Annotated in this window: 14 protein-coding genes; 7 read left to right on the top strand and 7 right to left on the bottom strand. The window is 73.5% G+C overall.

What is annotated here, in order from left to right; translation table 11 throughout:
- Positions 1-81 precede the first annotated feature (81 nt).
- Positions 82-720 (top strand): hypothetical protein, encoded by a 639-nt coding sequence (locus DQ240_RS14055; protein ID WP_113840229.1) that lies wholly within the window; start codon positions 82-84, stop codon positions 718-720.
- A gap of 4 nt (positions 721-724) precedes the next feature.
- Here DQ240_RS14055 and DQ240_RS14060 read toward each other — a convergent pair whose 3' ends face one another.
- The 6 genes from DQ240_RS14060 to DQ240_RS14085 form a co-directional block, all read right to left on the bottom strand.
- Positions 725-1,414 carry an endonuclease domain-containing protein gene (locus tag DQ240_RS14060; protein WP_113840230.1) on the bottom strand — a complete coding sequence of 230 codons (690 nt, stop codon included), beginning with the start codon at positions 1,412-1,414 and terminating at the stop codon, positions 725-727.
- 20 nt (positions 1,415-1,434) lie between these two features.
- Positions 1,435-1,644: a ubiquitin-like protein Pup gene (locus DQ240_RS14065; protein ID WP_113840231.1), complete on the bottom strand. Its 210-nt coding sequence runs from the start codon at positions 1,642-1,644 to the stop codon at positions 1,435-1,437.
- A gap of 80 nt (positions 1,645-1,724) precedes the next feature.
- A complete protein-coding gene (gene dop / locus DQ240_RS14070) occupies positions 1,725-3,230 on the bottom strand; it encodes a depupylase/deamidase Dop (protein WP_113840232.1) in 1,506 nt (501 codons plus the stop codon).
- A 55-nt stretch (positions 3,231-3,285) separates the two neighbouring features.
- A complete protein-coding gene (locus DQ240_RS14075) occupies positions 3,286-4,161 on the bottom strand; it encodes a septum formation family protein (protein ID WP_113840233.1) in 876 nt (291 codons plus the stop codon).
- A complete protein-coding gene (arc, locus tag DQ240_RS14080) occupies positions 4,161-5,939 on the bottom strand; it encodes a proteasome ATPase (protein ID WP_113840234.1) in 1,779 nt (592 codons plus the stop codon). Before arc ends, DQ240_RS14075 begins: the two co-directional genes overlap by 1 nt.
- Positions 5,940-6,049: 110 nt before the next feature.
- On the bottom strand, positions 6,050-6,907 hold the full coding sequence (locus DQ240_RS14085) for a tRNA (adenine-N1)-methyltransferase (protein WP_113840235.1): 858 nt from the start codon (positions 6,905-6,907) through the stop codon (positions 6,050-6,052).
- Positions 6,908-7,041: 134 nt separating this feature from the next.
- On the opposite strand from DQ240_RS14085, the gene DQ240_RS14090 reads away from it, so the two are divergent.
- The 3 genes from DQ240_RS14090 to DQ240_RS14100 are packed head-to-tail and all read left to right on the top strand — an operon-like array spanning position 7,042 to position 9,359.
- Positions 7,042-7,989, top strand: coding sequence for a PD-(D/E)XK nuclease family protein (locus DQ240_RS14090; RefSeq protein ID WP_113840236.1), 948 nt, complete (start codon positions 7,042-7,044; stop codon positions 7,987-7,989).
- Between the two features lie 27 nt (positions 7,990-8,016).
- Positions 8,017-8,805, top strand: coding sequence for a maleylpyruvate isomerase family mycothiol-dependent enzyme (locus DQ240_RS14095; protein WP_199589299.1), 789 nt, complete (start codon positions 8,017-8,019; stop codon positions 8,803-8,805).
- Positions 8,806-8,849: 44 nt separating this feature from the next.
- Positions 8,850-9,359 carry an HtaA domain-containing protein gene (locus DQ240_RS14100; RefSeq protein WP_113840237.1) on the top strand — a complete coding sequence of 170 codons (510 nt, stop codon included), beginning with the start codon at positions 8,850-8,852 and terminating at the stop codon, positions 9,357-9,359.
- A gap of 4 nt (positions 9,360-9,363) precedes the next feature.
- Here the strand turns inward: DQ240_RS14100 and DQ240_RS14105 are convergent, their stop codons facing one another.
- Entirely contained in the window at positions 9,364-10,068 is a 705-nt protein-coding gene (locus DQ240_RS14105) for an HAD family phosphatase (RefSeq protein WP_199589300.1), read from the bottom strand.
- Between the two features lie 51 nt (positions 10,069-10,119).
- Between DQ240_RS14105 and DQ240_RS14110 the strand changes: the two genes are divergently transcribed.
- The 3 genes from DQ240_RS14110 to DQ240_RS14120 all read left to right on the top strand — a co-directional run bounded on the left by DQ240_RS14110 (position 10,120) and on the right by DQ240_RS14120 (position 13,024).
- The gene (locus tag DQ240_RS14110) at positions 10,120-10,923 is read left to right on the top strand and encodes a thioesterase family protein (RefSeq protein ID WP_113840238.1); all 804 of its coding nucleotides are present in this window, start codon (positions 10,120-10,122) and stop codon (positions 10,921-10,923) included.
- Between the two features lie 89 nt (positions 10,924-11,012).
- Entirely contained in the window at positions 11,013-11,318 is a 306-nt protein-coding gene (locus DQ240_RS14115; protein WP_113840239.1) for a hypothetical protein, read from the top strand.
- Complete coding sequence (locus DQ240_RS14120) at positions 11,315-13,024, top strand: class I adenylate-forming enzyme family protein (RefSeq protein ID WP_113840240.1); 1,710 nt, start codon at positions 11,315-11,317, stop codon at positions 13,022-13,024. Before DQ240_RS14115 ends, DQ240_RS14120 begins: the two co-directional genes overlap by 4 nt.
- Positions 13,025-13,033 lie beyond the last annotated feature (9 nt).

Genomic DNA, 13,033 nt, shown 5'->3' on the forward strand with positions numbered 1-13,033 from the left:
TACCGGCGCGCTCCGACGCCGCCAGGCGAGTCCGGTCCCCTACCGTGCCGGGGTCGCCGTCCCGGATCGCGAGGAGTCGCCGTGTCCGCCGAGCCCCACCCGGTCGAGGTCCCCCGCGTGCCCCAGGCCCGACGGACGCGCTCGCTGGCGCTGCGCGGGGTGCTGCTGGTGCCGTTCGCGGGCGCCGCGGCGTTCGTGGCGGTGTGGCTGTTCGTCGCCGGGAGCGCGCTGTTGGCGTTCGTGGTGCCGTTCCTGGTGGCGGGGCTGCCGTTCGGCTCCTACCTGCAGGTGCGGGGCAACGCGGTGCGGGAGGTGCGGTGGGACGGCGCGGTGCTCGCCGGGCGCACCGCCCTGGGCTGGCAGGGCGTCGAACTGGCGCGGGTCCGGGCGGTGGAGGTCGGCCTCGGCAAGGACGACGTGGTGCTGCAGCTGGGCCTGGCCGACGATGCGGGGCACCTCGAGGTGCAGTGGGCGCTGCTCACCGCCACACCGGGGGCGGACGAGGTCCGGGCCGCGCTGCTCGACCGGCAGCGGCACGGCGTCGTGCTCCCGACCGCGCTCTGCCGGGCGTGGGGTGAGGAGCCCGTCGCGGGGGCGACTGACCGCGGCGCGATCCCGCCGGAGCTGCGGCCGGCACCGGACCGGGCGGTCGACCGCGCGGTGACCGCTGCGTCTCTTGTCGCGGCGGCGGTGGGGGTCGTGCTCGCGTTCGTCGTGTGAGCCGTCAGGCGGAGGGCCGGTCCGTCTCCGCGATCAGCGCCGCCAGCCGGGCGCGGACGCGCTCGCGCGAGGTGGAGCCCGCCACCCGATGGCGGAGCACGACCGACTCGGGACGCGGCGCCCGCCGGGCCGGTCGAGGAGCCGCCGACTCGCCGTGCCGCTCGACGTAACGGGCAGCCTCGCGCAGAAGCGGCGGATCGTCACGGAACAGGCCTAATCCGTGATTGCACCGCTGACAGAGCAGTTGTCGAACACGACCCGAGCTGTGGTCATGGTCGAGGTGCTGAGGGTGCAGGTCACGACAGATGGCGCACCGATCGCCCTGCATGTCACGGAGCGCGGCAATCGCCGACTTCGTGAGGCCGTACTGGCGATAGAAGTACCCGTCCGCGTTCGCTGCGCTGTGGCACCGTTTGCAGCGGCTGCCGAAGCCGGAAGCGCTTCTCGCATTTCGCGTGTAGTCGGCATGCGCGACCGCCCGCTCGCACGTCGGACACCACCGATAGCCGTCCGGGATCCAGGAGTGGTCTCGGACCTCTCGGCCCAGCTTGCGGCGACTCTCCCGATACCAGCGACGGTTGCGTTCGCGATTGCACTCGAGGCAGTAGAACGACAGACCATCGGCCTGTGCGCGGTTGCGCCCGAACTCCGCGGAGGGGAGGTGGCGTCCACAGTGAGGACAGGTCTTGCTCATCGCTCAGAGTGACCTAACGATCACTCTCCGCCCTTCTGAACGTAGGACCGAACAAACTCCTCTGCATTTTCCTCGAGGACTTCGTCGATCTCGTCCAGGATGGAGTCGACGTCCTCGGTCAACTTCTCCTGGCGCTCGGCGACGTCGGTGTCGACCGAGGCCTCGACCTCGTCGGTCTCCTCGCGCGACCGCGTGGCCTTCTGCTGCCCGCCGGTGTCCCTCGTGGCCATGCCGACCTCCTGTACAGAGTCGAAGTGCCTGCTGGACCGAACGCTACCCGCGGGGTGTGACATCCAGGCGTCCCACGGGCTCAACCACCCGTGATGGTGTCGACCAGCTCCTGCGCGGTGGCCGTGGCCTCGAACAGCGCGCCCACGTGCTCGCGGGTCCCCCGCAGCGGCTCCATGGTCGGCACCCGCACCAGGTTCTCCCGGCCGAGGTCGAACACGACCGAGTCCCAGGACGCGGCGGCGATCTGCGCCGGGTACCGGCGCAGGCACTCGCCGCGGAAGAACGCCCGGGTGTCCGACGGCGGGGTGACCATCGCGCGGGTCACCTCCTCCTCGGTCAGCAGCCGCTGCATCGAGCCGCGCGCCACCAGCCGCTGGTACAGCCCCTTCTCCGGGCGCACGTCGCTGTATTGCAGGTCGACGAGCTTCAGCCGCGAGTCACCCCAGGCCAGGCCGTCGCGGGACCGGTAGCCCTCCAGCAGCCGCAGCTTCGCCGGCCAGTCCAGCCGGTCGGCCAGCCGCATCGGGTCGTCGGCCAGGACCTCGAGCACCTCGGCCCACCGGCGCAGCACGTCGTCGGTCTGCTCGTCGCTCTCGCCGCGCTGCTCGACGAAGCGCTGCGCCTGCTCGAGGTAGGCCTCCTGCACCTCGAGCGCGGTCATCCGCTGGCCGGTGCGCAGCCGCACCTTGTACGACAGCGACGGGTCGTGGCTGATCGCCTGCAGCGCGGCGACCGGCTCCTCCATCGTCAGGTCCCGGGTGAGCGCCCGGCCCTCGATCATCGCCAGCACCAGCGACGTCGTCCCCACCTTGAGATAGGTGGACTCCTCGGCGAGGTTGGCGTCGCCGATGATCACGTGCAGCCGGCGGTACTCGTCGGGGTTGGCGTGCGGCTCGTCGCGGGTGTTGATGATCGGCCGCTTGAGCGTCGTCTCCAGGCCCACCTCGACCTCGAAGAAGTCCGAGCGCTGGGTCAGCTGGAAGCCCTGGGTGCGGCCCTCGGTGCCGATGCCCACCCGGCCGGACCCGGCGAAGACCTGGCGGGTCACGAAGAACGGGATGAGCCCGCGGATGATGTCGACGAACGGCGTCCGGCGGTCCATCAGGTAGTTCTCGTGCGCGCCGTACGAGGCGCCCTTGCCGTCGGTGTTGTTCTTGTAGAGCTGGATGGGCTGCGTCCCCGGCACACGGGCGGCCCGCCGGGCGGCCTCGGCCATGACCCGCTCCCCCGCCTTGTCCCAGAGGACGATGTCGCGGGGGTTGGTCACCTCCGGCGTGGAGTACTCGGGGTGCGCGTGGTCGACGTACAGGCGGGCGCCGTTGGTGAGGATGACGTTGGCCATCCCCGCGTCGTCCTCGTAGTCGTTGTGGTCCAGCGCCTGTGCCGGGGACAGGTCGAACCCGCGGGCGTCGCGCAGCGGCGACTCCTCCTCGAAGTCCCAGCGGGCGCGGCGCGGGGTGGGCGCCTCGGCGACCGACCAGGCGTTGACCACCTGGCTGGACAGCGTCGTCGGGTTCGCCGTCGGCTGCCCGGGCACCGAGATGCCGTACTCGACCTCGGTGCCCATGACCCGCCGCACGCTCATGGGCCAACCCTAGGCCGCTGCGCCGTCCGGCCGTCGGACCCGTCCGGGGCCCGCCTCAGGGGTGGACGGTCCCGGTCACGGTGCCGCCGCCGGCGGGTGCCACGACGCAGCGCGGCTCACCGGCCGACCCCCAGTCGTCGGCGGTGTCCACCCACACGTCGGCCGCGTAGCCCAGCGGCGGCGCACCGCCCAGGTATTCCTGCACCGCCTCGGCGCAGCTCGGCACCAGGCCCAGCCGGGTCGGCTCGTCCGGGTAGGGCGCGTCGTAGTCGAGGTCGGCCAGCGCGTACCCCACCGGCTCGGCCCCGTGCGGCTCCGAGCAGGGGACGATGAAGTGGTCCCGCGCGTTGCCGGCCAGGCACACCCGGTACGCGGCCGCGTCCGGACCGTCCAGCGCGCCGGCCATCACCCCCGGCGCGGTCTCCGGACCGGCGTAGCCGTAGTAGACGTCGCAGCGCATCCACCGTGCCCCCGCCTCCCACTGGTCCTCGTCGGGCAGGAAGACCGAGTAGTAGGCGTACGGGTCCTCCGGGTCCTCCCCGCCCAGGTAGGTCACGAGGTCGTCGAGCCCGCACAGCTCGCCCATGGCGGTGGCGAGGTCGTCGTCCTCGTACAGCTCGTCCTCCGACGGCCGCTCGTCGTCCGGGCCGAGGCCGGTGTCGCCGACGGCCATCGTCTCGGCGGAGTGGTCCTCGCCGCACGACACCGGCGGCGGCGGGTCCAGCACCTCGTACTCGTCGCCGTCGGCCAGGTCGTAGCACGTACCGACGACCGGCGGGGCCGCCGGATCGGCCCCGCCCGGACCGGCCACCGGCACCGTGGGCTTCGCCGCCCCGTACGAGGCCGGCGAGGCGTCCCCGGCCACCGTCCCCGTGCAGCCGGCCAGCAGCGTCAGCCCGGCCACGAGGAGCAGGGCCGGGCGGACGCCCACTACAGGTACTGGCCGGTGTTGGTGGCGGTGTCGATGGCGCGGCCGGACTCGTTGCCCTTCCCGCTGATGAGCGTGCGGATGTAGACGATCCGCTCGCCCTTCTTCCCCGAGATCCGCGCCCAGTCGTCGGGGTTGGTCGTGTTGGGCAGGTCCTCGTTCTCCTTGAACTCGTCGAGGCACGCCTGCATCAGGTGCCCGACCCGCAGGCCGCCGGCGCCGGTCTCCAGCCGCTCCTTGATCGCCATCTTCTTGGCGCGGTCGACGATGTTCTGCAGCATCGCCCCGGAGTTGAAGTCCTTGAAGTACAGGACCTCCTTGTCGCCGTTGGCGTAGGTCACCTCGAGGAAGCGGTTCTCCTCGCTCTCGGTGTACATCCGCTCGACGGTCCGCTGGATCATCCCGGCGATCGTCGCCTCGCGGCTGCCGCCGTGCTCGGCCAGGTCGTCGGGGTGCAGCGGCAGCGTCGTCGTCAGGTACTTGCCGAAGATGTCGCGCGCCGCCTCGGCGTCGGGCCGCTCGATCTTGATCTTCACGTCGAGGCGGCCGGGCCGCAGGATCGCCGGGTCGATCATGTCCTCGCGGTTGGAGGCGCCGATGACGATGACGTTCTCCAGGCCCTCGACGCCGTCGATCTCGCTCAGCAGCTGCGGGACGATCGTGCTCTCCACGTCGGAGGACACGCCCGAGCCGCGGGTGCGGAAGATCGAGTCCATCTCGTCGAAGAAGACGATGACCGGCGTGCCCTCGCTGGCCTTCTCGCGGGCGCGCTGGAAGACCAGCCGGATGTGCCGCTCGGTCTCGCCGACGTACTTGTTGAGCAGCTCCGGGCCCTTGATGTTGAGGAAGTAGGAGCGCCCGGAGTTCGAGCTCTCCTCGCCCCGGGCCGCGGCGACCTTCTTGGCCAGCGAGTTGGCCACGGCCTTGGCGATCAGCGTCTTCCCGCAGCCGGGCGGGCCGTACAGCAGGATCCCCTTCGGCGGCCGCAGCTCGAACTCGCGGAACAGGTCGGCGTGCAGGAACGGCAGCTCGACGGCGTCGCGGATCTGCTCGATCTGCCGGGACAGGCCACCGATGTCGCTGTAGTCGATGTCGGGGACCTCTTCGAGGACGAGCTCCTCGACCTCGCTCTTGGGGATCTTCTCGTAGACGTAGCCCGAGCGGGTCTCCAGCAGCAGGGAGTCGCCGCTGCGCAGCGTCGTCCCGGTGAGCGAGTCGGCGAGGAAGACCACGCGCTCCTCGTCGGTGCGGCCGATCACCAGGGCCCGCCGGACCTCGCCGTCGACCGGCTCGAGCAGCTCCTTGAGCAGCACGATCTCGCCGCCGCGCTCGAAGCCGCGCGCCTCGACGACGTTCATCGCCTCGTTGAGCATCAGCTCCTGGCCGTGCTGGAGCTCGTCGAGGTCGACCGACGGGGACACCGCGACGCGCAGCTTCCGGCCGCCGGTGAAGACGTCGATCGTGTCGTCCTCGTGGCGGGTGAGGAAGACGCCGTAGCCCGACGGCGGCTGCCCGAGCCGCTCGACCTCCTCCTTGAGCGCGACCAGCTGCTCGCGGGCCTCGCGCAGGGTGCCGGCCAGCTTGTCGTTGCGCTCGGAGAGGAACGCCGCGCGGCCCTCGGCCTCGGCGATCCGCTCCTCCAGGGCACGCACCGTCCGGGGGCTCTCGGCCACCTTGCGGCGCAGGAGACCGATCTCCTCCTCGAGGTAGGAGATCTGGCTGAGCAGCGCCGTCACGTCACGTTCACGCCGCGCTCGGAACTCGTCGGGACCCAGGGTCATCGCGCACCTCCAGCACAGCTCGGGGGGAGCCAGGACGCAAATCTATACACGCGAGGACCGACACCGCCGCCGCCTCGCGCAGCCGTTCCGGAGCTGGTACCGGCCGCGGTTCAGTACTTCTGGGCGCGGCGCTGGCGGACCGGGGCGACGGTGCCGTCGGCCAGCCGGCGGGTGGTCACCAGGAACGCCGTGTGGGCGACCATCCGGTGCTCGGGACGGACGGCGAGGCCCACCGCGTGCCAGGGGCGCAGCAGCGACTCCCAGGCGTGCGGCTCGGTCCACACCCCCTGCTCGCGCAGCGCCTCGACGTAGGTCGACAGTTGCGTCGTCGTCGCCACGTAGCCGACGAGGACGCCGCCCGGGCGCAGCGCCGCGGCGACCGTGGGCAGCACCGCCCACGGCTCGAGCATGTCGAGCACCACCCGGTCGACGACCTCCTCGGCGGGGTGGTCGGCCAGGTCGCCCAGCCGCAGGCTCCAGTTGTCCGGCACCTCGCCGAAGAACGCGCCGACGTTGCCACGGGCGACGTCGGCGAAGTCCTCCCGGCGCTCGTAGCTGGTGACCGAACCGCCGCTGCCGACCGCACGCAGCAACGAGCAGGTGAGCGCGCCGGAGCCCGCGCCGGCCTCGAGCACCCGCATCCCGGGCCCGACGTCGCCGAAGCCGACGATCTGGGCGGCGTCCTTGGGGTAGATCACCTGGGCGCCACGCGGCATGGAGAGCACGAAGTCGGCCAGAAGCGGGCGCAGCGCGAGGTAACCGGTGTTGGCGGTCGAGTGGACGACCGAGCCCTCGGGGGCGCCGATGAGGTCGTCGTGCTCGATCGCGCCGCGGTGGGTGTGGAACTGCTTGCCGGCCTCGAGGACGACGGTGTGGTGCCGCCCCTTCGGGTCGGTCAGCTGCACCCGGTCCCCGACCCGGAACGCTCCCGCGACGGGCTCGCGGGGCGCCGGCGCGGCGTCGGGCACGGTCTCGGGGGGCTGCTCCTGCTGCGGGTCCACGGGCGCCGAGCGTACGGAGAGGCCCGGAGTGGGCTGGGACTCACCGGCGACGCGCCGCAGAGCACTCGGAACTGTCGGTGGTCCGACCTAGCCTCGGGTGCATGACGGCGCTCCACCCCGATCCGGTCTCCGCTCCCCCGGCCACCTCCGCCGACGTCGCGGGCGGGCCGGCGCCGGAGCAGCCCGCCTCGGCTCCGCGCCGGCCCTCGCTGTCGCCCAGCCGGGCGGCCGACTTCAAGACCTGCCCGCTGCTCTACCGCTTCCGCACCATCGACCGGCTGCCCGAGCGCAAGAGCCTCGCGGCGGTGCGCGGCACCCTGGTCCACGCCGTCCTGGAGAAGCTGTACGACCTGCCCGCCCCCGAGCGGACGCCGGAGTCGGCCCAGGCGCTGCTCGCCCCGGCGTGGGAGGAGCTGTCGGCCGACCCGGCGGTCACCGAGCTGTTCACGCCGGTCGAGGGCGAGGAGGCGCCGCCGTCGCTGGAGGCGTGGCTGGCCTCGGCCGGGAAGCTGGTCGAGTCCTACTTCTCCCTGGAGGACCCGACCCGCATCCAGCCCGAGGGTCGGGAGCAGCTGGTCGAGGTCACGCTGCCCGACGGGCTGCTGCTGCGCGGCTTCGTCGACCGGCTCGACGTCGCCCGCAACGGCGCGCTGCGGGTGGTGGACTACAAGACCGGCGCCATGCCGCGCGAGGCCTTCGAGGGCAAGGCGCTGTTCCAGATGAAGTTCTACGCGCTGGTGCTGTGGCGCACCCGCGGCGTGGTGGCCAGCCAGCTGAAGCTGATCTACCTCGGCGGCAGCGCCGACGCGCTGACCTACGCGCCCGAGGAGGGTGAGCTGGTCCGCTTCGAGCGGACGCTGCAGGCGATCTGGTCGGCGATCGAGCGCGCGGTGTCCACCCAGGACTTCCGGCCCAACCGGACCCGGTTGTGCGACTGGTGCGACCACCAGGCGCTGTGCCCGTCGTTCGGCGGCACTCCCCCGCCGTTCCCCGCCGAGGCCGCCGCGGCCGCCGGCTGGGCGACGCTGCCGGTCGTCGAGCGCGACTGACGGAGGACCGCACCTAGGCTCCCGCCCGTGGCCCTCGAGTTCGACCGGCTGACCGCCGTCCTCGCCGACCAGACCGAGCTGCTGCGCGAGATCGTCCGCGAGGCCGATCCGGCGACGCCGGTGCCGAGCTGCCCCGGCTGGACGATCGGCGCCCTCGTGCGGCACCTGGCCGGCGGCCAGCGCTGGGCCGCCGAGCTGGTCGCCACCCGCGCGATCGAGCCACCGGAGGACGCCTTCTTCCGGGACGTCGTGCGCGATCCCGAGCAGTCCCCCGCCGAGCTCGACGCCCAGCTGGCGGAGAGCTCCGCCGCACTGACGGCCGCGCTCCGGGGCGCGGGACCCGACGCCGAGGTCTGGACGCCGTTCGGACCCGGCCCGACCGCCTTCTTCGCCCGCCGCTTCGCGCACGAGACCGCGGTGCACCGCGCCGACGCCACCCTGGCCGCCGGCCGGCCCTACGACCTCGACCCCGAGGTGGCCGTCGACGCCGTGGACGAGTGGCTCGAGCTGGGGTCGGCGCCGCAGATGCTGGAGATCTTCCCCGAGCGCCGCGCCCTCCTCGGCCCCGGCCGGACCGTGCACCTGCACGCCACCGACACCCCCACCGACCTCGAGGCGGAGTGGGTGGTGGATCTGACCGGCGGCGTCCCCTCATGGCGGCGGGCGCACGAGAAGTCCGCGGTCGCCGTCCGCGGCCCGCTGACCGGGCTGGTGCTGCTGGTCTACGGCCGGCGCGCGGTGGAGCAGACCGGTGCCGAGGTCTTCGGCGACCGCGCCCTGCTCGACGCCTGGCTGGCCTCGAACCCCTTCGGCTGAACCCCGCCCCGGAGCGGCACCGGGATGCGGCAGGATCGGTGCCCATGACCGAGCAGCCGGCGGACGGGCCGATCCCGGGCGACATCCCCTTCGGCCTGCTGTGGGGCATCAAGCGGTCGTTCGTCGCCTACGTGCGCCGGATGCCCGACGGTCAGGGGTCGATCCACGACGGTGCCGTCCCGCTGGGCGAGGACACCATCCTGTTCCCCGCCGTCGGAGGCGTGGACGCCGGCGGGAGCACGTTCGCCTTCCGCGGGGACGTCCGCTTCAAGGGGCACGGCGGGATGCTGTTCGTCCGCGTCGCGGCGCCGCTGATCACCGTGCGCGACGATCGGGCCGAGCTCTCCATCGAGGACCCGTACGCCCGGGCCGACGCCGACCGCGTCCCCCTGGTCACCCTGCAGCTCCGGCCCGGCCCGGCTCCCGAGGGGGCCCGGGTGTGGCTCGGCTCCGACGTCCGGCTGACCGAGGCCGGCGCGACGCTGTTCAACGACGTCTACCAGCCGGGCGAGCCGTTCGAGCAGCTCAGCGTGGTCCTCCCGGCCGAGGGCTGAGCGCTCAGCAGCCGGCGGTCTCCCGGTCGGTGAGCAGCGCCCCGAGGTCGGCGACGCCGACCCCGGTCAGGGTCTCCCGCAGCACCAGCCCGGGTGCGGGGTCGATCACCTGCATCGCCGGGACCCCGAGCACCGCGGCGCCCGCCGCCAGGCCCGACGTCACGCCCACCACCGAGTCCTCCACCACCACGCAGCAGCGCACGTCGACCCCGAGCGCGGCGGCGGCCTGCAGGTAGGGCGCGGGATCGGGCTTGCGGGCCGGGACCTCGTCGCCGCAGACGGTGACGGCGAAGGGCGCCGAGCCCTCGAACGACCGGGCGATGGCGGCGAGCACCAGGTCGGTGAGGCGCCGGGGCGTCGTCGTCACCAGCGCCGTCGGCACGCCCGCGGCGCGGACGCCGGCCAGCAGCTCGCGGGCACCCGGCCGCCACTGCACACCGGCGCCCATCAGCTCCGCGACGCGGTCCTCGACCCAGCGGGCGTCGGTGTCCACGCGCTGCTCGTCGGCGGGCAGGCCGAGCTCGGCGTGGACGATCGCCATCGAGGTGCGCATGCTCGTGCCCACCGTCGCCGCGCGGCCCTCGGCGCTCAGCGCCCCGCCGCGCCGGGCGGCGAGCTCGTGCAGGGCCTGGCCCCAGAGCTCCTCGGTCTCCACCAGCGTGCCGTCCATGTCGAAGAGCACGGCGGCGGGGGCGGGGAAGCTGCTCATCGTCGGCCACGGTACGGGGGCGGCCCGGACGCGCTGTGAGACGGTGCGGGCATGGCTGAGCGCGCCCTGTTCGTCCGCGACGGCGACGCCTTCGTCGCCACCGAGCTGTCCCAGGGCGCCTGGGACCCCCGCGACGCCAACGGCGGCTCGACCCTCGCGCTGCTCGCGCACTGCCTGGCCGACGTCCCGACGCTGGTGCCGATGACGCTGAGCCGGATGACCGCGGACCTCGTGCGGCCCCTCCCGCTGGGCCGGCCGGTCACGGTGGCCTCCACCGTCGTGCGCGAGGGCAAGAAGATCCAGCTGGTCGACCTGCACCTGCTCGTCGGCGACGTGCTGCTCGCCCGCGCCTCGGCGCTGCGGCTGCGCGACGCCGACCTCTCCGACCGCGACGACCTGCCCACCGGCGCACCCGCCGCCTCGTCTCCGCCGCTGGTCCCGCCGGATCGAGCGGTGAGCCTGCGCGAGACGTCGATCTCGCAGGCGGGGTTCCTCGGCGCCGTCGACATGCGCTACGCCGAGCGCACCGACGGGCCCGGTCGCGGGGTGTGGCTGCGGCTGGAGGTGCCGGTCGTCGCCGGCGAGGCGGTATCCACCCTCGCGCGGACGGCGCTGGCCTTCGACTATGCGAACAACATCGGGGTCGAGATGGGCCCGGGCTCGGCCACGACGATCAACCCCGACGTCAGCGCGCACGTCCTGCGCGAGCCCACCGGCGAGTGGGTGGCGCTCACCGGGCAGACCCAGTTCCATCCCGGCCTGGGCCGGGGCGTGTCGACGGCGGCCCTCAGCGACCTCGACGGCGTCTTCGCGCACGTCACCGTCTGCCAGCTGGTGCAGCCCCGTCCGCGGTAGCGACCCGTGCCGCACCCTTGGGCGAGGCGGCCCGCATAGGGCACAATCTTAGCCATGATGGGGACGCTCCGCCGCGGAACGGCGCCGAGGTGAGGCTGACCAGGTCCAGCCTGTGCAACCTGCTCCTGGAGGACGGCGAGGAGGACCTCGCCGTCCTCGTCGCCCGGGCGGACCTGCCCGACGTGCTCGACACCGACCGGGACGCGGCCGCCCTCGCCGCGGTGGGGCTGGACCGCGACGAGCTGGAGGCGCTACTCCCGGCGCTGCCCGCCGCGACGCCCGCCGTCCCCGACGAGAGCCGCGACGCCGCCGTCCGGCACACCCTCTCCTCCCGCTGGGCCGACCTCGTGTCGGCCTGGACCACGGGGCCCCGGACCGGGCGGGGCGAGGCATGACCGGGCTGACCGACACCGCTCCGGCCCGCCTGCACTGGGAGGGGGCGGCCGCCCTGCCCCCGGAGGTCCGCGAGGCGCTGCTCGGCCCCGGCGCGCCGTTCGAGCTGACCACCGAGGACGTCCTCGGCGTCCCGCACACCGTCTTCGTGCGCCGCCCGCGGACCCTGCGCGCCCTGCTGGAGGACAAGACGCCGGCGCAGCTGGAGCTGCCGTTCCTGTACTCGGTGCCGGCCGGGCGGACGTGGACCTACCGCGAGGCGCTCGCCGACATCGACGCGATCGGCGTCCTGCTGCAGCGGCGCCACGGCGTCCGGGCCGGTGACCGCGTCGCGGTCGTGGCCGCCAACCACGCCGAGTACGCGCTGCTGATGTGGGCGGTCGTCTCCGTCGGCGCGGTCGTGACCGGGCTCAACGGGTGGTGGACCGGCCCGGAGCTGCGCCACGGGATCGCGCTCAGCTCGCCGGCCGTGCTGGTCGGTGACGAGCGCCGGCTGGAGCGGCTCGAGCCCGGCTCGGTGCCCGAGGGCGTCCCGGTCCTCCGCCTCGACCGGCTGCACGCCGACGCCCAGCAGTACCTCGGCCAGGTGCCCGAGGCGGTCGACGTCGCCGAGGACGACCCCGCCGTCCTGCTCTTCACCAGCGGCACGACCGGCCGCCCCAAGGGCGCGCTCCTGTCGCACCGGAACATCGTCAACTTCGCCCTGGTCGGCCGGCTGTCCGGCGCGATGGCGACGGCCACCGCGCCGGTGCCCCCGGGCTGGACCCCGCCGCAGGCCTGCTCCATCGTCACCGGCCCGCTGTTCCACGTCTCGGGCATCGCGCCGGTGCTGGTCACCGCCGCCTCCTCCCCCACCAAGCTGGTCTTCCCCGCCCCCGGCCGGTGGGACCCGGTGGTCCTGATGCAACTCGTGCAGGAGCACCGGGCCACCTACCTGGCCGGCGTCCCGACGCAGTTCTGGCGGCTGCTGCGGCACCCGGACATCGAGCGCTACGACCTGTCGTCGGTCACCTCCACCTCCACCGGCGGATCGGCCTTCCCGCCCGAGCTGGTCCGTGCGCTGCACGAGCGGTTCCCGCGGGTGAGGCTCGGCAACGGCTACGGGATGACCGAGACCGTCGGCCTGGGCGCCCGGATCGGCAACGACGCGTTCCTCGAGGTCCCCGAGTCCGTCGGGCCCGCCCAGGTGACCGTCGAGATCGAGGTGCGGCGGGACGACGGGTCCGTCGCGGCCGAGCACGAGGTCGGCGAGGTCTTCCTGCGCAGCCCCTCGGTGTTCCTCGGCTACTGGGACGACCCCGCGGCCACCGCCGCCGCCCTCGACGCGGAGCGCTGGTATCGCACCGGTGACTTCGGGCGGGTGTCCGGCGGCCTGCTGTACCTGGAGAGCCGCCGCCGCGACCTGATCATCCGCGGCGGGGAGAACGTCTACCCGATCGAGGTCGAGAACCGGCTGGTCGAGCACCCGGACATCGACGACGCCGCGGTGATCGGCGTCGATCACCACGACCTGGGGCAGGAGCCGAAGGCCTTCGTCGTCCCGCGGGCGGGCTCCGGGCTCACCGAGGCCGCGGTGCGCGAGTGGTGCGCCCGGGCGCTCGCGCCGTTCAAGGTCCCCGCCTCGGTCGAGTTCCGCACCGCACTGCCCTACAGCGACACGGGCAAGCTGCTCAAGAAGACGCTGGAGGACGAGGAACGGAGCCGCTGACCCCGGCCG

The sequence above is a fragment of the Blastococcus sp. TF02A-26 genome (assembly GCF_003319125.1).
GTDB lineage: Bacteria > Actinomycetota > Actinomycetes > Mycobacteriales > Geodermatophilaceae > Trujillonella.